A 22,831-nucleotide genomic window follows, 5' to 3' on the forward strand; every position below is an offset into this window, starting at 1 on the left:
GGCGAGGTGAATTCTAGGGTTGGCCATCAAACTGAAACAGTCGATGTTTTGATAAACACTGTTGGCGGTTTTCGTAACAATCGCCGCGCGGCGGCCTTTTTCGTTCTCTGGAATTATTTTACAAGGCCCGTTCCAGAGCGGTTCCTGCCAGGTGATGGCCGAAAAGACCGCTCCGTTACTACCAACGTCGAATGGCCTGAAGGGCTCTGGTACAGTTAAAACGAGGTCATACAAAAACAACTATTACACCGAGGTAACAAAGATGAGTGCGGCTTCCCTGTACCCCGTTCGTCCCGAGGTTGCGGCGAATACCCTGACTGATGAGGCCACCTACAAGGCCATGTATCAGAAGTCGGTGATCAACCCGGACGGCTTCTGGCGTGAGCAGGCCCAGCGCCTCGACTGGATCAAGCCGTTCACCAAGGTCAAGCAAACCTCTTTCGACGACCACCACGTCGACATCAAGTGGTTCGCCGATGGCACCCTGAACGTTTCCTACAACTGCCTGGACCGTCATCTGGAAGAGCGCGGCGATCAGGTCGCAATCATCTGGGAAGGCGACGATCCTTCCGAGCACCGCAACATCACCTACCGCGAGCTGCACGAGCAGGTCTGCAAGTTCGCCAACGCCCTGCGTGGCCAGGATGTGCACCGCGGCGACGTGGTCACCATCTACATGCCGATGATCCCCGAGGCTGTGGTCGCCATGCTGGCGTGTGCCCGTATCGGCGCGATCCACTCGGTAGTGTTCGGCGGCTTCTCGCCGGAAGCCCTGGCGGGCCGCATCATCGACTGCAAGTCCAAGGTGGTCATCACCGCTGACGAAGGCCTGCGTGGCGGTCGTCGCACTCCGTTGAAAGCCAACGTCGACGATGCGCTGACCAACCCGGAAACCAACAGCATCCAGAAAGTCATCGTGTGCAAGCGCACCGGTGCCGACATCAAGTGGAACCAGCACCGCGACATCTGGTACGAAGACCTGATGAAAGTGGCCGGGAGCGTCTGCGCGCCGAAGGAAATGGGCGCCGAGGAGGCGCTGTTCATCCTCTACACCTCCGGTTCCACCGGCAAGCCGAAAGGCGTGCTGCACACCACCGCCGGTTACCTGGTCTACGCCGCCATGACCCATGAGCGCGTGTTCGACTACCGTCCGGGCGAAATCTACTGGTGCACCGCCGACGTCGGCTGGGTCACCGGCCACAGTTACATCGTCTACGGCCCGCTGGCCAATGGCGCCACCACCCTGCTGTTCGAAGGCGTGCCGAACTATCCGGATATCACCCGCGTGTCGAAGATCGTCGACAAGCACAAGGTCAACGTCCTCTACACCGCGCCGACCGCCATTCGCGCGATGATGGCCGAAGGGCAGGCCGCCGTGGCCGGTGCCGATGGCTCCAGCCTGCGCCTGCTGGGTTCGGTGGGCGAGCCAATCAACCCCGAAGCCTGGAATTGGTACCACCAGACCGTCGGCAAGGAGCGTTGCCCGATCGTCGACACCTGGTGGCAGACCGAGACCGGCGGCATCCTGATCAGCCCGCTACCAGGTGCCACCGCACTGAAGCCGGGTTCGGCGACCCGTCCGTTCTTCGGTGTGGTGCCGGCGCTGGTGGACAACCTCGGCAACCTGATCGAGGGCGCCGCCGAAGGCAATCTGGTGATCCTCGATTCGTGGCCGGGCCAGGCGCGTTCGCTGTACGGCGACCACGACCGCTTCGTCGACACCTACTTCAAGACCTTCCGCGGCATGTACTTCACCGGTGACGGCGCCCGTCGCGATGAGGACGGCTACTACTGGATCACCGGCCGCGTCGACGACGTGCTCAACGTTTCCGGCCACCGCATGGGTACCGCCGAGATCGAAAGTGCCATGGTCGCCCACCCGAAAGTCGCCGAGGCGGCGGTGGTCGGCGTGCCGCACGACATCAAGGGGCAGGGCATCTACGTCTACGTCACCCTCAACGGTGGCGAAGAGCCGAGCGAAGCGCTGCGCATCGAACTGAAGAACTGGGTGCGCAAGGAGATCGGTCCGATCGCTTCGCCGGACGTCATCCAGTGGGCACCGGGCCTGCCGAAAACCCGTTCGGGCAAGATCATGCGCCGCATCCTGCGCAAGATCGCCACGGCGGAGTACGACGCGCTGGGTGATATCTCCACCCTGGCCGATCCGAGCGTCGTGGCGCACCTGGTCGAGACCCACAAGACCATGAACGTCGCCTGATGCGCTGAGTCGGATGGTTCTCGGCCCTGTCAGGGCTGGCCGGGCGGCGCTCCGCTTGCCGGCGATGAGGGCGCCTGGAACCGTGCGAGAGTAACCGAAGGCCCCGTAAGCGATTTGCTTACGGGGCCTTCGGTTTTTTGTTACTTCGACTTTCATCGGTAACCTTTTCTTACGCGGCGGCCGTACAAAAACGGGGCATTAAGAAACGTCCATGATCCAAAAGGGGGCGCGAGATGATGAAATTTCGCACACTCGAACGGCTGGACTTGCCGTGATACAAGGCTTTGCCAATAATGGGCCCGGTTATTGCTTTGGTTACAGGTTATTTGTTTTTCGCTTTTGCATATCTGACGAAAACTGTCAATATCCTCCCGCCGTTCTTCCTGCGCTTCTGTAACTACTTGTCGCTTTGAAGAAATATCGGCTTCCGAGCTGTCGTTAAAATGCCGATCACTCGCTCGTGGCACCCGACCGGTGGTCAGGCCCCGCGCAGCTCTGCGTTGTACTCATTCGCATAGTGGGCAGTCGAACTGCCTGGCATTGCCCTTACCGATTGGAGTTCCCAGATGAAGAAACTCGCACTGCTTGGCGCCCTGGCGCTCTCCGTGTTTTCCCTGGTTTCGCTGGCAGAAGAAAAACCGCTGAAAATCGGCATCGAAGCCGCCTACCCACCCTTTGCCTTCAAGCAGCCTGACGGCAGCATTGCCGGCTTCGACTACGACATCGGCAACGCCCTGTGCGAGCAGATGAAAGTGAAGTGCACCTGGGTCGAGCAAGAGTTCGACGGCCTGATTCCGGCGCTGAAAGTGCGCAAGATCGACGCCATCCTTTCGTCCATGTCGATCACCGAAGACCGCAAGAAGTCGGTCGACTTCACCAAGCGCTACTACCTCACCCCGGCTCGCCTGGTCATGAAGGACGGCAGCACCGTCAGCGACAGCCTGGCCGAGCTGCAAGGCAAGAAGATCGGCGTGCAGCGCGGCTCGATCCACGACCGTTTCGCCAAGGAAGTCCTGGCTCCGAAGGGCGCCACCGTCGTGCCTTACGGCACTCAGAACGAAATCTACCTGGACATCACCGCGGGCCGTCTGGATGGCACCGTGGCCGATGCTACGCTTCTCGAAGACGGCTTCCTGAAAACCGACGCCGGCAAGGGCTACGGCTTCGTGGGCCCGGCCTTCACCGACGCCAAGTACTTCGGCGACGGCATCGGCATCGCCGTGCGCAAGGGCGACAAGGAAAACCTGGAGCGTATCAACGCCGCCATCGACGGCATCCGTGCCAGCGGCAAGTACAAAGAGATTCAGGACAAGTACTTCAACTTCGACATCTACGGCCCAGAAGCCAAGTAAGCGTCGTCGTTTCACCGCTCAATGGTGCAAGCAGCAGAAGCGCTGAGGCTTGCACCATTTTTTCATCCCTAAGGTCGAGGACCTCATCATGTTGAAAGGCTACGGGGCAGTCATCCTCGATGGAGTGTGGCTGACGCTACAGCTCGCCTTGTCGTCCATGGCCCTGGCCATCGTGCTCGGCCTGATCGGCGTGGCCCTGCGCCTGTCGCCGGTGCGCTGGCTGGCCTGGCTGGGCGATCTCTATGCCACGGTGATCCGCGGCATCCCCGATCTGGTGTTGATCCTGCTGATCTTCTACGGCGGCCAGGACCTCCTCAACCGCGTCGCGCCGCTGCTTGGCTACACAGACTACATCGACCTCAATCCGCTGATCGCGGGTATCGGCACCCTCGGTTTCATCTTCGGTGCCTATCTTTCGGAAACCTTCCGCGGTGCCTTCATGGCGATCCCGAAAGGGCAGGCCGAGGCCGGCGTGGCCTATGGCATGAGCAATCTGCAGGTGTTCTTCCGCGTGCTGGTGCCGCAGATGATCCGCCTGGCGATTCCCGGGTTCACCAACAACTGGCTGGTACTGACCAAGGCCACTGCGCTGATTTCGGTGGTGGGTCTGCAGGACATGATGTTCAAGGCCAAGCAGGCGGCCGATGCCACCCGCGAGCCGTTCACCTTCTACCTGGCGGTAGCTGCGTTGTACCTGGTGATCACCAGTGTCTCGCTGCTGGCCCTGCGTTACCTGGAAAAGCGCTACTCGGTTGGCGTAAAGGCGGCTGAACTATGATCTTCGACTACAACGTCATCTGGGAAGCCTTGCCGCTGTACCTCGGTGGTCTGCTGACCACCCTCAAGCTGCTGGCGATCTCGCTGTTCTTCGGTCTGTTGACGGCCATCCCGCTCGGCCTGATGCGGGTGTCGAAACAGCCATTGGTCAACGGCGCGGCCTGGCTCTACACCTACGTGATCCGCGGCACGCCGATGCTGGTGCAGCTGTTCCTGATCTACTACGGCCTGGCCCAGTCCGCCGTGGTGCGGGAAAGCTTCCTCTGGCCCTGGTTGTCCAGCGCCACCTTCTGCGCCTGCATGGCGTTTGCCATCAACACCAGCGCCTACACCGCGGAAATCATCGCCGGCAGCCTCAAGGCCACGCCGCATGGCGAGATCGAGGCGGCCAAGGCCGTGGGCATGTCGCGCTACAAGATGTACCGCCGGATCCTGCTGCCGTCAGCCCTGCGCCGTGCGCTGCCGCAGTACAGCAACGAAGTGATCATGATGCTGCAGACCACCAGCCTGGCGTCGATCGTGACCCTGATCGACATCACCGGTGCCGCGCGGACCGTCAACGCCCAGTTCTACCTGCCGTTCGAGGCCTACATCACCGCCGGCGTGTTCTATCTGTGCCTGACCTTCATTCTGGTCCGCCTGTTCAAGCTTGCCGAACGCCGCTGGCTCGGCTACCTGGCGCCGCGCAAGGGCTGAGGCCCGCGGCTAATCCATTCGCCCTTGGCGCGTGTTCACGACAGAACGCTTTGTGAGAACCGACAGCATGTACAAACTCGAAATCCAGGATCTGCATAAACGCTACGGCAGCCACGAAGTGCTCAAGGGCGTATCGCTGGCCGCCAAGGCCGGCGATGTGATCAGCATCATCGGTTCCAGCGGCTCCGGCAAAAGTACCTTCCTGCGCTGCATCAACCTGCTGGAGCAGCCTCACGCCGGCAAGATCCTGCTCAACAACGAAGAACTGAAACTGGTAGCCAACAAGGACGGTGCGCTCAAGGCGGCCGATCCGAAGCAGTTGCAGCGCATGCGCTCGCGACTGTCGATGGTGTTCCAGCACTTCAACCTGTGGTCGCACATGACCGCTCTGGAAAACATCATCGAAGCGCCGGTTCACGTCCTGGGCGTGAGCAAGAAGGAAGCGCTGGAAAAAGCCGAGCACTATCTGGCCAAGGTGGGTGTTGCCCATCGCAAGGACGCCTATCCGGGGCATATGTCCGGCGGCGAGCAACAGCGCGTGGCAATCGCTCGCGCCCTGGCGATGGAGCCTGAAGTGATGCTGTTCGACGAACCGACCTCGGCCCTCGACCCTGAACTGGTGGGCGATGTGCTCAAGGTCATGCAGTCGCTGGCCCAGGAAGGCCGCACCATGGTGGTGGTCACCCACGAGATGGGCTTCGCCCGTGAGGTATCCAACCAGTTGGTGTTCCTGCACAAGGGGTTGGTGGAAGAAACCGGCAACCCGCGGGAAGTGCTGGTCAACCCGCAGTCGGAGCGTTTGCAGCAGTTCCTGTCGGGCAGCCTGAAATAAGCTGGCGATTTTTCTGACTGCCGCTTCGCACCAAAATAGGTCATGCTGCGCCACCCGCGCAGCGTGCGCCACGCAAGATTCCACCCGTCTATCCTGACGGGCACCAGACACACTTAAGGTTTCGGACCGCACCCCATGACCCACCAGCGAATCGGTTTTCTCATCTGGCCCAGCACCAAGGCGCTGACTCTGGCGCTGGCCGAAGAGGTGCTGCGGGTGGCGCAGAAGGTGCACCCGGACGTGACCTACGAACTGGCGTTTCTCCAGGCCGAGGCGCCAGTCGAAGGCGACTGGCGGCTGCCGGGCGAACCCTGGACCGGGCGTCTGGAAAATTGCCAGAAGCTGTTCCTGCTGGCTGATGAGCCGCCGTTGACCGTCGGTGCTGCGCTGGCGGCTGCGCTCAAGCAGCAGGTGCGCTCCGGTTGCGTGGTCGGTGGGCTTTCGGCGGGGGTCTATCCCCTGGCGCAACTGGGTCTGCTCGATGGCTATCGCGCCGCCGTGCACTGGCGCTGGCAGGATGATTTCGCCGAGCGCTTCCCCAAGGTCATCGCCACCAGCCACTTGTTCGACTGGGATCGCGATCGCCTCACTGCCTGTGGCGGCATGTCGGTGGTAGACCTGCTGTTGGCGGTGCTGGCCCGGGATCATGGTGCCGAGCTGGCTGGTGCGGTGTCCGAGGAGCTGGTGGTCGAGCGCATTCGTGAGGGCGGCGAGCGCCAGCGCATTCCGCTGCAGAACCGTCTGGGCTCCAGTCATCCGAAGCTGACCCAGGCCGTGCTATTGATGGAAGCCAATATCGAAGAGCCGCTGACCACCGACGAGATTGCCCAGCATGTCTGCGTGTCGCGTCGCCAGCTGGAGCGGATTTTCAAGCAGTACCTCAATCGCGTGCCGAGCCAGTATTACCTGGAGCTGCGCCTGAACAAGGCGCGGCAGATGCTGATGCAGACCAGCAAATCGATCATTCAGATCGGCCTGTCCTGCGGCTTCTCGTCCGGCCCGCACTTCTCCAGCGCCTACCGCAACTTCTTCGGCGCCACCCCGCGGGAAGACCGCAACCAGCGGCGCAGCAGTTCGCCGTTCGAGCTGTCTTCCGTACCTGCCGAACGCGGCTGATCGCTCTGGCCTCATCGCTGGCTTGCCAGCGATAGGTCCTTCAGGGGCAAAGAAAAGATGGCTAATGCCCTGTCAGCCATCGAGCGCCTTGAAATTCCTGCCTTTCCCGTCTGCCAGACACTCCCCGCCAGCACCTCGCACCGTTTAAACTGCGCCTTTGCGATTCTATTTGTCGCATTGCCGAAAGCCTTGGAAAAACAGGGTTTGGCGCTATAAGAAGTTGTCGCTTGGCGACAAGGCCGAGTGTTCATCTCTCCTTACAATCCCCCCATCGCTCGCCAGTTCCAGGCAGGCGTTCCTCTTCAGGAGACTCCGATGTCCGTTGAGCAAGCTCCGGTGCAACGCGCCGATTTCGACCAGGTAATGGTTCCCAACTATGCGCCCGCCGCCTTCATTCCCGTGCGTGGCGCCGGTTCCCGAGTCTGGGACCAGTCGGGCCGCGAGCTGATCGATTTCGCCGGCGGCATCGCCGTTAACGTGCTGGGGCACGCCCATCCTGCGCTGGTTGCCGCACTGACCGAGCAGGCCAACAAGCTGTGGCACGTGTCCAACGTCTTCACCAACGAGCCGGCCCTGCGCCTGGCCCGCAAGCTGGTCGACGCGACCTTCGCCGACCGCGCGTTCTTCTGCAACTCCGGCGCCGAGGCCAACGAGGCTGCCTTCAAACTGGCCCGTCGCGTTGCCCACGACCGCTTCGGTCCTGAAAAGAACGAGATCATCGCCACCGTCAACAGCTTCCACGGTCGGACCCTGTTCACCGTCAGCGTCGGCGGCCAGCCGAAGTACTCCGACGGCTTCGGTCCGAAGATCACCGGTATCAGCCATGTGCCGTACAACGACCTGGAAGCGCTGAAGGCACAGATTTCCGACAAGACCTGCGCCGTGGTGATCGAACCGATCCAGGGCGAGAGCGGTGTGGTTCCGGCCGACAAGGCCTACCTCGAAGGTGCCCGCGCCCTGTGCGACCAGCACAACGCGCTGCTGATCTTCGACGAAGTGCAGACCGGCGTCGGCCGCACCGGCGAGCTGTACGCCTACATGCACTACGGCGTCACCCCGGACATCCTCTCCAGTGCCAAGAGCCTGGGCGGTGGTTTCCCGATCGGTGCGATCCTGACCACCGATGAGCTGGCCAAGCACCTGGCCGTCGGCACCCACGGCACCACCTACGGCGGCAACCCGCTGGGCTGCGCCGTCGCCAACGCCGTGCTGGATATCGTCAACACCCCGGAGGTGCTGGCGGGCGTCAAGGCCAAGCACGAGCGCTTCAAGTCGCGCCTGGAGAAGATCGGCCAGGAATACGGCCTGTTCAGCCAGGTCCGCGGCATGGGCCTGCTGATCGGTTGCGTGCTGACCGACGCCTGGAAAGGCAAGGCCAAGGACGTGTTCAACGCGGCCGAGCAAGAGGGCCTGATGGTCCTGCAGGCGGGCCCGGACGTGGTGCGCTTCGCCCCGAGCCTGGTGGTGGAAGATGCCGATATCGACGAGGGTCTGGACCGCTTCGAGCGCGCTGCCGCCAAGCTGACCAAGGCCTGATTCGCCCGCTGTAGCCTCGCTGGCCGTCACTGGCCAGCGAACCGATTTCATGTGGCCTGTGCCTGAGTCGCACGCGCCGCTTTTTTTGCGCCGACGATCGTCGGCCCGTATACCCGAAAGGAGTGACACCATGCTGGTGATGCGCCCCGCGCAAATGGCTGACCTGGATGAAGTGCAGCGTCTGGCCGCGGACAGTCCCATTGGTGTCACGTCCCTGCCGGACGATGCCGGTCGCCTGGGCGACAAGATCGCCGCCTCCGAGACCTCGTTCGCGGCGGAGGTCAGCTTCAATGGCGAGGAAAGCTACTTCTTCGTCCTCGAAGACAGCGTCACCGGCAAGCTGGTGGGCTGTTCCGCCATTGTCGCGTCGGCCGGCTACTCCGAGCCGTTCTACAGCTTCCGCAACGAGACCTTCGTGCACGCCTCCCGCGAGCTGAAGATCCACAACAAGATCCACGTCCTGTCCCAGTGCCACGACCTCACCGGCAACAGCCTGCTGACCAGCTTCTACGTGCTGCCGGAGCTGGTGAACACCGGCTGGGCCGAGCTCAACTCCCGCGGTCGCCTGCTGTTCATGGCCGCCCACCCGGAGCGCTTCGCCGATTCGGTGGTGACCGAGATCGTCGGTTACAGCGATGAAAACGGCGACTCGCCGTTCTGGGATGCCATCGGACGCAACTTCTTCGATCTCAACTACGCCGAGGCCGAGCGCCTGTGCGGGCTGAAGAGCCGTACCTTCCTCGCCGAGCTGATGCCGCATTACCCGATCTATGTGCCACTGCTGCCGGACGAAGCCCAGGAAGCCATGGGCCAGGTGCATCCGCGGGCGCAGATCACCTTCGACATCCTGATGCGCGAAGGCTTCGAGACCGACCATTACATCGATATTTTCGACGGTGGCCCGACCCTGCACGCACGGGTCTCCGGCATCCGCTCGATTGCCCAGAGCCGGGTCGTACCGGTCAGGCTGCAGGAGCAGCCGACCAAGGGCGGCCGCCCGTACCTGGTCTCCAACGGCCAACTGCAGGACTACCGCGCGGTATTGCTGGAGCTGGACTGGGTGCCGGGCAAACCGGTCCACCTGAGCCCCGAGGCCATCGAGGCGCTGGGCGTCGGCGAAGGTGCCAGCGTGCGTCTGGTCGCGGTTTGACACTGCGGTTTTGATACTAAGAGTTCGGCCGAGTTTTGCGGATGCCGTACAGCATCCGCCCGAGGAGATAGCATGATCGTTCGTCCCGTACGCAGCAGCGACCTACCCGCGCTGATCGAGCTGGCGCGCAGCACCGGCACCGGCCTGACCACCTTGCCGGCCAACGAAGACCGCCTGGCCCACCGGGTCGGTTGGGCCGAGAAGACCTTCCGTGGCGAAGCCGAGCGCGCCGATGCGGATTACCTGTTCGTGCTGGAAAACGATGACGGTGTGGTCGTCGGCATTTCCGCCATCGCCGGTGCCGTCGGCCTGCGCGAGCCCTGGTACAACTACCGGGTCGGCCTGACGGTCAGCGCCTCCCAGGAGCTGAACATCTACCGGGAAATCCCGACGCTGTTCCTGGCCAACGACCTCACCGGCAACTCCGAGCTGTGCTCGCTGTTCCTGCGTGCCGACAGCCGCAGTGGTCTCAATGGCCGCCTGCTGTCCAAGGCACGGATGCTGTTCATCGCCGAGTTCCCCGAGCTGTTCGGCAACAAGATCATCGCCGAGATGCGTGGCATGTCCGATGAGCTGGGGCGCTCGCCGTTCTGGGAAAGCCTGGGCCGGCACTTCTTCAAGATGGAGTTCAGCCAGGCGGACTACCTCACTGGCGTTGGCAACAAGGCGTTCATCGCCGAGCTGATGCCCAAGTTCCCGCTCTACACCTGCTTCCTGTCGGAGGCGGCGCGCAGCGTCATCGGCCGTGTCCACAGCGACACCGAGCCGGCCTTGTCGATGCTCAAGAGCGAAGGCTTCAGCTACCAGGGTTACGTCGACATCTTCGACGCCGGCCCCGCCATCGAATGCGAAACCGGCAAGATCCGTGCGGTCCACGATAGCCAGACGCTGGTGCTGGCCGTGGGCACGCCGGGCGATGACGCTCCGCCCTACATCATCCACAACCGCAAGCGTGAAGACTGCCGCATCGCCGCAGCGCCCGCGCGTCTGGCGGCCGGCACCCTGGTGGTCGATCCGCAGACCGCCAAGCGCCTGCGCCTGAGCGCTGGCGACCAGGTGCGCGCGGTGCCCATGTCCGCTGCCCGGGAGGCCAAATAATGACCACTCACTTCATCGCAGGCCACTGGCAGGCCGGTCAGGGCGAAGCCCTTCAATCGCTGGACCCGGTCAGCCAGGCCGTGGTCTGGGAAGGGCAGGGCGCCACTGCGGCGCAGGTCGAGCAGGCGGTAGCGTCGGCGCGCCAGGCGTTTCCGAACTGGGCGCGGCAGTCGCTGGATAGGCGGATTGCCGTGCTGGAAGCCTTTGCCGCACAGCTCAAGGCCAACGCTGACGAACTGGCCCGCTCCATCGGCGAGGAAACCGGCAAACCACTGTGGGAAGCCGCAACCGAAGTGACCAGCATGGTCAACAAGGTCGCCATCTCGGTGCAAAGCTACCGTGAGCGTACGGGCGAGAAGAGCGGCCCGCTGGCCGATGCTACGGCGGTGCTGCGCCACAAGCCCCATGGCGTGGTGGCAGTGTTTGGGCCGTACAACTTCCCTGGTCACCTGCCTAACGGTCATATCGTACCGGCGCTGCTCGCCGGTAACGCGGTGGTATTCAAGCCAAGCGAGCTGACCCCGAAAGTCGCCGAGCTGACGGTCAAGTGCTGGATCGACGCCGGCCTGCCGGCAGGCGTGCTCAACCTGGTCCAGGGCGCGCGGGAAACCGGCGTGGCGCTGGCCGCCAACCCGGGCATCGACGGTCTGTTCTTCACCGGCTCCAGCCGTACCGGCAATCTGCTGCACCAGCAATTCGCTGGTCGCCCGGACAAGATCCTCGCCCTGGAGATGGGCGGCAACAACCCGCTGGTGGTGGACGAGGTCAAGGACCTGGACGCGGCGGTCTACACCATCATCCAGTCCGCCTTCATCTCCGCCGGCCAGCGTTGCACCTGCGCCCGCCGCCTGTTGGTGCCGCAAGGTGCCTGGGGCGACAGCCTGCTCGCTCGCCTGGTGGCGGTGAGCAGGAACATTTCGGTCGGCGCCTTCGACCAGCAACCGGCACCGTTCATGGGCTCGGTGATTTCCCTCGGCGCGGCCAAGGCACTGATGGACGCCCAGGCGCAACTGATCGCCAAGGGCGCCACCGCGCTGCTGGAAATGACCCAGCCGCAGGCCGGTGCCGCGCTGCTGACCCCGGGCATTCTTGATGTCAGCGCCGTGGCCGATCGCCCGGACGAAGAGTTCTTCGGTCCGTTGCTGCAAGTCATCCGCTACAGCGATTTCCCGGCGGCCATCGCCGAGGCCAACAACACCCAGTACGGGCTGGCCGCTGGCCTGTTGTCCGACTCTCATGCGCGCTACCAGCAGTTCTGGCTGGAAAGCCGCGCAGGCATCGTCAACTGGAACAAGCAACTGACCGGTGCCGCCAGCAGCGCGCCGTTCGGGGGCGTCGGCGCCAGCGGCAACCACCGCGCCAGTGCCTATTACGCGGCGGACTATTGCGCCTACCCGGTGGCCTCGCTGGAAACCGCGAGCCTTGTCCTGCCCGCTACGCTGACGCCCGGCGTCGCCCTATAACAACAGGTTCACGGAGCCTTGACCGATGAAATCGTTTGAAGTGAATTTTGATGGCCTGGTCGGGCCGACGCACAACTATGGCGGCCTGTCCTACGGCAACGTGGCGTCGCAGAGCAACAGCCAGCAGGGTTCGAACCCGCGTGAAGCGGCGCGTCAGGGCCTAGCCAAGATGAAGGCCCTGGCTGACCTGGGCTTCAAGCAGGGCGTGCTGGCGCCGCAGGAGCGTCCGGACGTGGCCGCTCTGCGCAGCCTCGGTTTCAGCGGCAGCGATGCCGAGGTCATCCAGCGTGCGGCGAAAGAAGCCATGCCGCTGCTGGTCGCCAGTTGCTCGGCGTCGAGCATGTGGGTGGCCAACGCCGCCACGGTCAGCCCGAGTGCCGACACGGCCGATGGCCGTGTGCACTTCACCGCGGCCAACCTCAACTGCAAGTATCACCGCAGCATCGAGCATCCGACCACCAGCCGTGTGCTCGGCGCCATGTTCGCCAACCCGCAGCACTTCGCCCATCACGCTGCGCTGCCGGCGGTGGCGCAGTTCGGCGACGAAGGCGCGGCCAACCACACCCGTTTCTGCCGCGCCTATGGCGAGCCGGGCGTCGAGTTCTTCGTGTTCGGCCGCAGTGCTTTCGATACCCGCTACCCGGCGCCGCAGAAATACCCGGCGCGCCAGACCCTCGAGGCCTCCCAGGCTGTCGCCCGTCTGCACGGTCTGACCGATGACGGCGTGGTCTATGCTCAGCAGAACCCGGACGTGATCGACCAGGGCGTGTTCCACAACGACGTGATCGCCGTGGGCAATGGCGAGGTGCTGTTCTATCACGAGGATGCTTTCCTCGACACCGAGCGGGTGCTGGCCGAACTGAAGGACAAGCTGGCCCGGCGTGGCGGCAACTTCAAGGCGATCTGCGTGCCGCGCGCGCAGGTGACAGTGGAGGACGCGGTGCGCTCCTACCTGTTCAACAGCCAGTTGCTGTCCCGCGATGACGGTTCGATGCTGCTGGTGGTGCCGGAAGAATGCCGTAACAACGAACGGGTCTGGGCTTACCTGTCGGCGCTCACCGCCCAGGGCGGCGCCATCGGCGAGGTCCGGGTGTTCGACCTCAAGCAGAGCATGCAGAACGGCGGCGGCCCGGCGTGCCTGCGGTTGCGGGTCGCGCTGAATGAAACGGAACTGGCGGCGGTCAATCCAGGGGTTATCATGACCGCGCCGCTGTACGACACCCTGACCCAATGGGTCGACCGGCACTACCGCGACCGCCTGGTCGAAAGCGACCTGGCCGATCCGCAACTGCTGGTGGAATGTCGTACGGCACTGGATGAACTGACCCGGATCCTCAAGCTGGGCTCGGTCTATCCGTTCCAACTCAATCCCTGAAAGAGCACTCGAATATGTCCGACGCCCTGCAACTGATCCTTGAAGACGAAGATGGCAACCAGCGCGAAGCCTCCACCACCCGCTTTGCGGTGATCTGGCAAGGCAAGGAAGTCTGGATCCAGCAGGATGGCCGTGGCCAGTTGCTGATCGGCGTCGACGTCGAAGAGGGCGATACCGAATACGCCAACCTGTTGCTGCGCCCGCTGGCCACCAACCTGGTCAGCCTGCAGCTGGAAATGGAGCCGGCCGATGTCGGCGACGATGACGATCACGTCCATGGTCCCGATTGCGGACATCATCACTAAGGAAACCACGCCAATGCTCGCCCTCGGCAAACTGCTTGAGCTGACGTTGAACGGTCACGAACCGTCCGAGAAGACCCAGGTGACGGTGCAGGGCGTGCGCTTGCGCTGGCTTGCCGAGGGGGCGCTGGAAGTGACTCCGCCGGAGGCGCAGGATATCGGTCTGGACGTGCTGCTGTCCGCCGGTATCCATGGCAACGAAACCGCGCCCATCGAGCTGCTTGACGAATTGCTGCACGATATTGCCCGCGGCCAAGTGAAGCCCCGGGCGCGGATCCTGTTCCTGTTCGGCAATCCGGCTGCGATACGGCGCGGTGAGCGCTACATCGAACAGGACGTCAACCGTCTGTTCAACGGCCGTCATGAATTGTCCAGCGGGCAGGAAGCATTGCGTGCGGCTGAGCTGGAATGTCTGGCGAAGAAGTTTTTCAGCCACGAAGGGCGGTTGCGCCTGCATTACGATCTGCATACCGCGATCCGCGGTTCCAGGATCGAGCAGTTCGCGCTGTACCCCTATAAAGAAGGGCGCCAGCATTCCCGTCGGGAGCTGGCCCGGTTGCACGCGGCGGGCATGGAGGCGGTGCTGCTACAGAGCAAGACGTCCATCACCTTCACGGCATACACCTATGAACAGCTCGAGGCCGAGTCCTTCACCCTGGAACTGGGGAAGGCGCGGCCTTTCGGGCAGAATCAACAGGTCAATCTCGAACGGCTGGAGTCTCGGCTGATTCAGATCATCGAGGGCAACGAACCCGAGCAGGCCGAGGAACTCGACGGCCTGCAACTGTTCAGCGTCGCCCGCGAGATCATCAAGCACAGCGACCACTTCCACCTGCACCTGCCGGCGGATATCGAGAACTTCTCGGAGTTGTCCAAGGGTTACCTGCTGGCCGAAGACCTGGCCGAGACCCGCTGGATCGTGGAAGAAGAGGGTGCCCGGATCATTTTCCCCAATCCGAAGGTCAAGAACGGGCTTCGGGCGGGGATCCTGATCGTGCCTGCCTCGACCGACGGGCTGGGGGCCTAGGGTTCGGGCTTTTAAGCTGCAAGCTGCAAGCTTCAAGTAAGAGCGATCCGCGTCGTCGGGGCTTTTAGCTTTTAGCTTTTAGCTTGCAGCTCTCAGCTTCAGACCGCCAGCTTCTGCGGCGCTTCATTGCGGCGCAGTGCGCGCAGCTTCAGCAGGGTGTCGGCGCAGGTATCCGCTGCTTCCCGGCCCTTGAGCACGAAGTGTTCGAAGAAGAAGTTCTGGTGCTCGTCGCCTGCATGGAAGTGATGCGGGGTGAGCACCACCGAGAACACCGGCACTTCGGTTTCCAGCTGCACCTGCATCAGGCCGCTGATCACCGACTGGGCGACGAATTCGTGGCGGTACAGGCCGCCATCCACCACCAGGCCGGCTGCGACGATGGCGCCGTAGCGGCCGCCACGGGCCAGCAGTTTGGCGTGCAATGGAATTTCGAAGGCGCCACCGACTTCATAGAAGTCAATGTCGCTGGCCTGGTAACCATGCTTGGCCATTTGCTCAACGAAGCCTTTGCGGCTCTGGTCGACGATATCCTTGTGCCAGCAGGCCTGGACGAAGGCGATACGCTCGTTGCCGTGGGCTTTGCTGTCGATGGGGGTTGCTTGCATTGAAACGGACTCCTGTTTGTATGAAAAACAGGGCATCTGGATCGAAAGGGATGGTCGTACCGACAAAAACGCGGACGAACGGACACAACGGTGCCTATCCCGTTCTCTCTTTATCCGGACTATGACCGTCGGCCCCGGAATCACACCGGGTCTGCTGACCTTGCAGGGCAAGCCTGCAAGCGCTCGCGGGCTATGCGCATTGCGCGCAATTACCGCCGGTGGGGAATCGCACCCCGCCCTGAGAACGTTGCCATCACCTGTGATGGCGCTGACGTTTGTAACATAGATCCCGGCGAAACGTATAGCCTGCTAACTAAATCGCACCCATAAACGTCATTTCATCCTGAATGCGCGCCATCGGCGTATAAACCCACTGCACCTGGCGGTCAGGCTGGCTATAATGCGGCCCTTTGCCGTCGTTTTTGTCTATTTTGACGCGCACATTTGCCTCAGGCCGCCGTTTCCGTGGAAGAACCTATGAAAAGCGCAGAAATCCGTGAAGCCTTCCTTCGATTCTTCGAAGAGCAGGGACACACCCGAGTCGCCTCCAGCTCCCTGATTCCGGGCAATGACCCGACCCTGCTGTTCACCAACGCCGGCATGAACCAGTTCAAGGACTGCTTCCTCGGCCAGGAAAAACGCGCCTACACCCGCGCGGTCAGCAGCCAGAAATGCGTGCGCGCCGGCGGCAAGCACAACGACCTGGAAAACGTCGGTTATACCGCGCGTCACCACACCTTCTTCGAAATGCTGGGCAACTTCAGTTTTGGCGACTACTTCAAGCGTGACGCCATCACCTTCGCCTGGACCTTCCTGACGTCGGACAAATGGCTGAACCTGCCCAAGGAAAAGCTCTGGGTCACGGTCTACGCCACCGACGACGAAGCCTACGACATCTGGACCAAGGAAGTCGGCGTGCCGGCCGAGCGCATGGTCCGCATCGGCGACAACAAGGGCGCGCCTTACGCCTCCGACAACTTCTGGACCATGGGCGATACCGGCCCGTGCGGCCCATGCACCGAGATCTTCTACGACCACGGCGCCGACATCTGGGGCGGCCCGCCTGGCTCGCCTGAAGAAGACGGTGACCGCTACATCGAGATCTGGAACAACGTCTTCATGCAGTTCAACCGCACTGCGGACGGTGTCCTGCACCCGCTGCCGGCGCCATCGGTGGACACCGGCATGGGGCTGGAGCGGATCAGTGCGGTCCTGCAGCATGTTCACTCTAACTACGAGATCGACCTGTTCCAGAGCCTGCTGGCCGCTTCGGCCAAGGCCATCGGCTGCAGCAACGACGGCCAGCCGTCGCTCAAGGTGGTCGCCGACCACATCCGTTCCTGCGGCTTCCTGATTGCCGACGGCGTGGTGCCGTCCAACGAAGGTCGTGGTTACGTGCTGCGCCGCATCGTTCGCCGCGCTTGCCGTCACGGCAACAAGCTCGGCGCCAAGGGCAGCTTCTTCTACCAGATCGTTGCCGCGCTGGTGGCCGAGATGGGTGAGGCCTTCCCTGAGCTGAAGTCGCAGCAGGCGCATATCGAACGCGTGCTGAAGACCGAGGAAGAGCAGTTCGCCAAGACCCTGGAGCAGGGCCTGAAGATCCTCGAGCAGGACCTGGCCGAGCTCAAGGGCAACGTGATTCCGGGCGAAGTGGTGTTCAAGCTGTACGACACCTACGGTTTCCCGATGGACCTGACCGCCGACATCGCCCGCGAGCGCGAGCTGAGCATCGACGAAGCCGGCTTCGAGCGCGAAATGGAGGCCCAGCGTGAGCGCGCCCGTTCCGCCAGCGCCTTCGGCCTGGACTACAACAGCCTGGTCAAGGTCGACGTGGACACCGAGTTCCTCGGTTACACCGCCACCGAAGGCAGTGCCAGGATCGTCGCCCTGTACAAGGACGGTCAGTCCGTCGAGCAACTGGGTGAAGGCGAGGAGGGCGTGGTCATCCTCGATCGCACGCCGTTCTACGCCGAGTCCGGCGGCCAGATTGGCGACACCGGCTATCTGCAGGCCGGTGCTGTGCGCTTCGACGTGCGTGACACCACCAAGACCGGCGGTGCCTTCCTGCACCATGGCGTGATCGCCAGTGGCAGCCTGAGCGTTGGCGCCCAGGTCGAGGCCAGGGTCGACGCCGATGTGCAGCACGCGACCTCGCTGAACCACTCCGCCACCCACCTGCTGCACGCTGCGCTGCGCGAGGTCCTGGGTGAGCACGTGCAACAGAAAGGCTCGCTGGTGAACAGCCAGCGCCTGCGTTTCGACTTCAGCCATCCGGAAGCGGTCAAGCCAGAGCAGATCAAGGCGCTGGAAGAGATCGTCAACCGCGAAGTGCGCAAGAACTCCGAGGTGCAGACCGAAGAGACCGATATCGAAACCGCCAAGCAGAAGGGCGCCATGGCCCTGTTCGGCGAGAAGTACGGCGACAGCGTGCGCGTGCTGAGCATGGGCGGCGACTTCTCCGTCGAGCTGTGTGGCGGTATCCATGCCAAGCGCACCGGCGATATCGCGGTGTTCAAGATCGTCAGCGAAGGCGGCGTGGCTTCCGGTGTGCGTCGTATCGAAGCGGTTACCGGTGCTGCGGCACTGGCCTACCTGAACGGCGCCGAAGAGCAGCTCAAGGAAGCCGCGCAACTGGTCAAGGGCAGTCGCGACAACCTGATCGACAAGCTGTCGGCGGTGCTCGAGCGCAACCGCCAGCTGGAAAAACAACTGGAGCAGTTGCAGGCCAAGGCTGCCAGCGCTGCCGGTGACGACCTGGCCAACAGCGCCGTGGACGTCAAGGGTGTCAAGGTGCTCGCGGCACGTCTCGACGGCCAGGATGGCAAGGCCCTGCTGGCGCTGGTCGATCAACTGAAGAACAAACTCGGCCGCGCAGTGATCCTGCTCGGCAGTGTCCACGAAGAGAAGGTCGTACTGGTCGCTGGCGTGACCAAGGACCTGACCGGCCAACTCAAAGCCGGTGATTTGATGAAACAAGCCGCTGCGGCGGTGGGCGGCAAGGGCGGTGGTCGTCCGGACATGGCGCAAGGCGGAGGCGTGGATGCCGCCGCGCTGGACGGCGCACTGGCCCTGACCGTGCCCTTCGTAGAGCAGGGTGTCTGAGGCGCCGACGGCCCGTCGTCTAGTGGCGGGCCGTCGGCGTTGTGATTTGTTTATTGGGTGCCCTTCACGGGCTGAGGCGGCTTTGAAATGGCGTTGATCGTACAGAAATTTGGCGGCACCTCGGTCGGCACAATCGAGCGGATCGAGCAGGTTGCCGACAAGGTCAAGAAATTCCGCGAAGCTGGCGATGACCTGGTGGTTGTGTTGTCGGCGATGAGCGGCGAAACCAATCGCCTGATCGACCTTGCCAAGCAGATCAGTGATCAGCCGGTTCCGCGTGAACTGGATGTGATCGTGTCCACGGGTGAGCAGGTGACTATCGCCTTGCTCGCCATGGCGCTGATGAAGCGTGGTGTTCCGGCGGTGTCCTACACCGGTAACCAGGTGCGGATTCTCACTGACAGCGCGCACAACAAGGCGCGCATCCTGCAAATCGACGATCAGAAGATCCGTGGCGACCTCAAGGCCGGCCGTGTGGTCGTGGTCGCGGGTTTCCAGGGCGTCGACGAGCACGGCAACATCACCACCCTCGGTCGCGGTGGTTCCGACACCACCGGCGTGGCCCTGGCGGCTGCGCTGAAGGCCGACGAGTGCCAGATCTATACCGACGTGGATGGTGTCTACACCACTGACCCGCGCGTCGTGTCCCAGGCCCAGCGCCTGGACAAGATCACCTTCGAAGAGATGCTGGAAATGGCCAGCCTCGGTTCCAAGGTGCTGCAGATCCGTGCCGTCGAGTTCGCCGGCAAGTACAACGTTCCGCTGCGCGTGCTGCACAGCTTCCAGGAGGGTCCGGGTACCCTCATTACTATTGATGAAGAGGAATCCATGGAACAGCCGATCATTTCCGGCATCGCCTTCAACCGCGATGAAGCCAAGCTGACCATCCGTGGCGTACCGGACACCCCGGGCGTGGCTTTCAAGATCCTCGGCCCGATCAGCGCCGCCAACATCGAAGTCGACATGATCGTGCAGAACGTCTCGCACGATAACACCACCGACTTCACCTTCACCGTGCACCGCAACGACTACGAGAAGGCCATGGGCGTGCTGAAGAGCACGGCCGCCGAAATCGGCGCGCGTGAAGTCATCGGTGACACCAAGATCGCCAAGGTCTCGATCGTCGGTGTCGGCATGCGTTCCCACGCTGGCGTGGCAAGCCGCATGTTCGAAGCGCTGGCCAAGGAGAGCATCAACATCCAGATGATCTCCACCTCCGAGATCAAGGTCTCCGTGGTCATCGAAGAGAAGTACCTGGAGCTGGCTGTACGCGCACTGCATACGGCTTTCGAGCTCGACGCGCCGTCCCGTCAGGGCGAGTAAGCGTAGTCCCCAGGGGCGCGGCCATGCCGCGCCCCTTCTTTTTTGGCTGGTGCGAGATCTGATCTTTTGTCCGCGCTAGTCAATACTTAGGCGTAGGTCGACAGCCGTCCAGGTTGTAGGTTGAAGCCCTCTTTTTTACAGACTGTTGTCCCTGAACTGAATCGCGTGAGGAGAAAGGTATGCTGATTCTGACTCGTCGGTGCGCAGAGAGCCTGATTATTGGCGATGGCGAAATCACCGTGACCGTGCTCGGCGTCAAAGGAAATCAAGTGCGGATCGGTGTGAACGCCCCCAAGGAAGTGGCCGTGCACCGTGAGGAAATCTACCTTCGGATCAAGAAAGAGAAGGACGAAGAACCAAGCCATTAATTTTTATCGTTTTTTTTTCAAAAAAGAGTTTGCAAACGGGGAAGGCTCTGGTTATTATACGCCCCGTGTTGCGGAGAGGTGGCCGAGTGGCCGAAGGCGCTCCCCTGCTAAGGGAGTATACCTCACAAGGGTATCGGGGGTTCGAATCCCCCCTTCTCCGCCATTATTCATGTAGGGCGCTGTAATCTGGCATGAATCACTAAGTAGTTGAAATTAAACGAAAAAGTGGTTGCCAAAACGATTTAGCGAACTATAATGCGCGGCTTCAAATGCACTCGTAGCTCAGCTGGATAGAGTACTCGGCTACGAACCGAGCGGTCACAGGTTCGAATCCTGTCGAGTGCACCATGTCGAACAAGCAAGTCTTAAAGGATTTGCTTAAGCGTCAACCAGAGGTGATCTGGTCCATCAAGTACCAACCCTGCACTCGTAGCTCAGCTGGATAGAGTACTCGGCTACGAACCGAGCGGTCACAGGTTCGAATCCTGTCGAGTGCACCATGCAAAACAAGTAAATCCTGTAGGGTTTGCTTCAGCGTCAACCAGAGGTGATCTGGTCCATCAAGCGCCAACCCTGCACTCGTAGCTCAGCTGGATAGAGTACTCGGCTACGAACCGAGCGGTCACAGGTTCGAATCCTGTCGAGTGCACCATATAACGAAGAGCCCGCCTTAATGGCGGGCTTTTTGTTTTCCGCGATTTTTCTCCCTATTAATAAAACCTCATCTGGCCCGGACGGCGCGTGCTAATTTTCATAGAGCACATGTGCTCTTTTTCGAAGCGTGACCGTCGCATTGATGGATTCGGACGTTTGCTTCCGCCCATTTCGCAAACGATTGTTTTCACCGATATTTTCAGCCTCTGGCGGCTCAAGCGGTGTATGATTGCGCCCGTCAGCCCCGCCGGGGCTTGTGGAATACCACCATGGACTTACCCAGTAGTTACTTAATCGCTCGTATTGCCAATCACGAATTGACTGATTGATCCTCCCGGCGTGCTCCGCTGCTGGGAGTGGAGTTCGCCTATGACTGAAATCGAAGTAAAAAAGACGCAAGACAGCCTGCAGGACCGCCTGGCCCAGGTGGTCGAGTTGCTGCACCGCCAACGTGTGGTGGAGGACCTTACCCATCGTCAGGAAGGTCATCATAACGACCGGGTAGAAAACCTGGTTCACCGGCAGAACCTCGTCGAGCTTCAGCGCAAGCTCGATGATCTGCACTCCGCAGACGTCGCCTATATTCTCGAAGCACTTCCGCTCGACGATCGTCTGACGGTCTGGCAGTTGGTCAAGGCCGAGCGTGACGGCGACATCCTCCTTGAAGTCTCCGATGCGGTTCGCGAAACCCTGATCGCCGACATGGACGATCATGAGTTGCTGGCTGCCGCCAAGGAGATGGATGCGGACGAACTGGCCGACCTCGCTCCGGAACTGCCTCGCGACGTTATCCATGAGCTGATGGAAACCCTGGACGCCCAGCAGCGTGAGCGCGTGCGCTCGGCCCTGAGCTACGACGAGGAGCAAGTGGGGGCACTGATGGACTTCGAGATGGTTACCATCCGCGAAGACGTCAGTCTGGAAGTGGTTTTGCGTTACCTGCGCCGCCTCAAGGAACTGCCGGGTCATACCGACAAGCTTTTCGTTGTCGATTACGACGGCATCCTCAAGGGCGTATTGCCGATCAAGCGACTGCTGGTCAACGATCCGGACAAGAAGGTGTCCGAGGTGATGGCCGATGACCCGGTCAGTTTCCATCCGGAAGAGGATGCCTACGATGCTGCGCAGGCGTTCGAGCGCTACGATCTGATCTCGGCGCCGGTGGTCGACAAGAACGATCGCCTGATCGGCCGTCTGACCATTGACGAGATGGTCGACCTCATTCGTGAGGAGAGTGAGAGCGAAGTGCTGAACATGGCGGGTCTGCGCGAGGAAGAAGATATCTTCGCGTCGGTCTGGCGCTCCCTGCGCAACCGTTGGGCCTGGCTGGCAATCAACCTGATTACCGCATTCGTGGCTTCGCGGGTCATTGGCCTGTTCGAAGGCTCGATCGAGAAACTCGTCGCGTTGGCAGCGCTGATGCCCATCGTGGCAGGTATCGGCGGCAACTCGGGCAACCAGACGATTACCATGATCGTCCGCGCGATGGCGCTGGATCAGGTGAGCCCTGGCAACACCTCTCGTCTGATGCGCAAGGAATTGGCCGTCTCGCTGCTCAACGGGCTTATCTGGGGCGGCGTGATTGGTGCCGTGGCGTTCCTGCTTTATGGCAGTTGGTCGCTGGGCCTGGTGATGACCGCGGCAATGACGCTGAACCTTTTGCTCGCTGCACTCATGGGGGTACTGATTCCGATGACCCTGGCACGGCTCGGGCGCGATCCTGCGATGGGTTCCAGCGTGATGATTACCGCCGTGACCGACAGTGGTGGTTTCTTCATCTTCCTTGGCCTGGCCACTCTGTTCTTGCTGTAGAGGTCAGCCATTGAAAAGCCAGCTC

At 61.9% G+C, this 22,831-nt stretch carries 19 protein-coding genes, 4 tRNA genes and 1 riboswitch; of the genes, 22 read left to right on the forward strand and 1 reads right to left on the reverse strand.

Going from position 1 to position 22,831, the window contains the following annotated elements:
- Positions 1–262: 262 nt before the first annotated feature.
- The 14 genes from acs (at position 263) to astE (ending at position 14,942) form a co-directional block, all read left to right on the forward strand.
- Positions 263–2,218 carry an acetate--CoA ligase gene (gene acs / locus AC05QJ_RS09960; protein WP_476746697.1) on the forward strand — a complete coding sequence of 652 codons (1,956 nt, stop codon included), beginning with the start codon at positions 263–265 and terminating at the stop codon, positions 2,216–2,218.
- Between the two features lie 566 nt (positions 2,219–2,784).
- Entirely contained in the window at positions 2,785–3,570 is a 786-nt protein-coding gene (locus AC05QJ_RS09965; protein WP_476746698.1) for an ABC transporter substrate-binding protein, read from the forward strand.
- A gap of 88 nt (positions 3,571–3,658) precedes the next feature.
- Positions 3,659–4,348, forward strand: coding sequence for an ABC transporter permease (locus AC05QJ_RS09970; RefSeq protein WP_476746699.1), 690 nt, complete (start codon positions 3,659–3,661; stop codon positions 4,346–4,348).
- Positions 4,345–5,043: an ABC transporter permease gene (locus AC05QJ_RS09975; protein WP_476746700.1), complete on the forward strand. Its 699-nt coding sequence runs from the start codon at positions 4,345–4,347 to the stop codon at positions 5,041–5,043. The genes AC05QJ_RS09970 and AC05QJ_RS09975 overlap by 4 nt, the downstream gene beginning before the upstream one ends.
- 67 nt (positions 5,044–5,110) lie before the next feature.
- Positions 5,111–5,875 (forward strand): ABC transporter ATP-binding protein, encoded by a 765-nt coding sequence (locus AC05QJ_RS09980; protein WP_476746701.1) that lies wholly within the window; start codon positions 5,111–5,113, stop codon positions 5,873–5,875.
- A 135-nt stretch (positions 5,876–6,010) separates the two neighbouring features.
- A complete protein-coding gene (argR, locus tag AC05QJ_RS09985; RefSeq protein WP_476746702.1) occupies positions 6,011–6,991 on the forward strand; it encodes a transcriptional regulator ArgR in 981 nt (326 codons plus the stop codon).
- 57 nt (positions 6,992–7,048) lie between these two features.
- Complete coding sequence (locus AC05QJ_RS09990) at positions 7,049–7,207, forward strand: hypothetical protein (protein ID WP_476746703.1); 159 nt, start codon at positions 7,049–7,051, stop codon at positions 7,205–7,207.
- A gap of 99 nt (positions 7,208–7,306) precedes the next feature.
- Positions 7,307–8,527, forward strand: coding sequence for an aspartate aminotransferase family protein (locus tag AC05QJ_RS09995; protein ID WP_476746704.1), 1,221 nt, complete (start codon positions 7,307–7,309; stop codon positions 8,525–8,527).
- A gap of 130 nt (positions 8,528–8,657) precedes the next feature.
- A complete protein-coding gene (aruF, locus tag AC05QJ_RS10000) occupies positions 8,658–9,677 on the forward strand; it encodes an arginine/ornithine succinyltransferase subunit alpha (RefSeq protein WP_476746705.1) in 1,020 nt (339 codons plus the stop codon).
- Between the two features lie 72 nt (positions 9,678–9,749).
- Positions 9,750–10,775, forward strand: coding sequence for an arginine N-succinyltransferase (gene astA / locus AC05QJ_RS10005; RefSeq protein ID WP_476746706.1), 1,026 nt, complete (start codon positions 9,750–9,752; stop codon positions 10,773–10,775).
- Entirely contained in the window at positions 10,772–12,238 is a 1,467-nt protein-coding gene (astD, locus tag AC05QJ_RS10010) for a succinylglutamate-semialdehyde dehydrogenase (protein WP_476747904.1), read from the forward strand. The genes astA and astD overlap by 4 nt, the downstream gene beginning before the upstream one ends.
- 25 nt (positions 12,239–12,263) lie before the next feature.
- Positions 12,264–13,613: an N-succinylarginine dihydrolase gene (gene astB, locus AC05QJ_RS10015; protein ID WP_476746707.1), complete on the forward strand. Its 1,350-nt coding sequence runs from the start codon at positions 12,264–12,266 to the stop codon at positions 13,611–13,613.
- A gap of 14 nt (positions 13,614–13,627) precedes the next feature.
- Positions 13,628–13,918, forward strand: coding sequence for a topoisomerase II (locus AC05QJ_RS10020; RefSeq protein ID WP_476746708.1), 291 nt, complete (start codon positions 13,628–13,630; stop codon positions 13,916–13,918).
- A gap of 13 nt (positions 13,919–13,931) precedes the next feature.
- Complete coding sequence (astE, locus tag AC05QJ_RS10025; protein WP_476747905.1) at positions 13,932–14,942, forward strand: succinylglutamate desuccinylase; 1,011 nt, start codon at positions 13,932–13,934, stop codon at positions 14,940–14,942.
- Between the two features lie 98 nt (positions 14,943–15,040).
- On the opposite strand, the gene AC05QJ_RS10030 is transcribed toward astE, so the two are convergent.
- Complete coding sequence (locus AC05QJ_RS10030; RefSeq protein ID WP_476746709.1) at positions 15,041–15,547, reverse strand: 6,7-dimethyl-8-ribityllumazine synthase; 507 nt, start codon at positions 15,545–15,547, stop codon at positions 15,041–15,043.
- A gap of 97 nt (positions 15,548–15,644) precedes the next feature.
- Positions 15,645–15,797, reverse strand: a riboswitch (FMN riboswitch).
- A 227-nt stretch (positions 15,798–16,024) separates the two neighbouring features.
- On the opposite strand from AC05QJ_RS10030, the gene alaS reads away from it, so the two are divergent.
- The 8 genes from alaS to mgtE all read left to right on the forward strand — a co-directional run bounded on the left by alaS (position 16,025) and on the right by mgtE (position 22,806).
- The gene (alaS, locus tag AC05QJ_RS10035) at positions 16,025–18,649 is read left to right on the forward strand and encodes an alanine--tRNA ligase (RefSeq protein ID WP_476746710.1); all 2,625 of its coding nucleotides are present in this window, start codon (positions 16,025–16,027) and stop codon (positions 18,647–18,649) included.
- A gap of 87 nt (positions 18,650–18,736) precedes the next feature.
- Positions 18,737–19,972, forward strand: a complete 1,236-nt coding sequence (locus AC05QJ_RS10040) for an aspartate kinase (RefSeq protein ID WP_476746711.1) — start codon at positions 18,737–18,739, stop codon at positions 19,970–19,972.
- 179 nt (positions 19,973–20,151) lie between these two features.
- Positions 20,152–20,340, forward strand: a complete 189-nt coding sequence (csrA, locus tag AC05QJ_RS10045; protein ID WP_002554426.1) for a carbon storage regulator CsrA — start codon at positions 20,152–20,154, stop codon at positions 20,338–20,340.
- Positions 20,341–20,412: 72 nt separating this feature from the next.
- Positions 20,413–20,503: transfer RNA gene (locus tag AC05QJ_RS10050), tRNA-Ser, on the forward strand.
- A 108-nt stretch (positions 20,504–20,611) separates the two neighbouring features.
- A tRNA-Arg gene (locus tag AC05QJ_RS10055) sits at positions 20,612–20,688 on the forward strand.
- Between the two features lie 75 nt (positions 20,689–20,763).
- Positions 20,764–20,840, forward strand: a tRNA-Arg gene (locus tag AC05QJ_RS10060).
- Positions 20,841–20,915: 75 nt separating this feature from the next.
- Positions 20,916–20,992, forward strand: a tRNA-Arg gene (locus AC05QJ_RS10065).
- A gap of 371 nt (positions 20,993–21,363) precedes the next feature.
- Positions 21,364–22,806 carry a magnesium transporter gene (gene mgtE, locus AC05QJ_RS10070; protein WP_476746712.1) on the forward strand — a complete coding sequence of 481 codons (1,443 nt, stop codon included), beginning with the start codon at positions 21,364–21,366 and terminating at the stop codon, positions 22,804–22,806.
- The last annotated feature ends 25 nt before the right edge of the window (positions 22,807–22,831 follow it).

This window comes from Pseudomonas sp. TUM25319 (assembly GCF_056388475.1).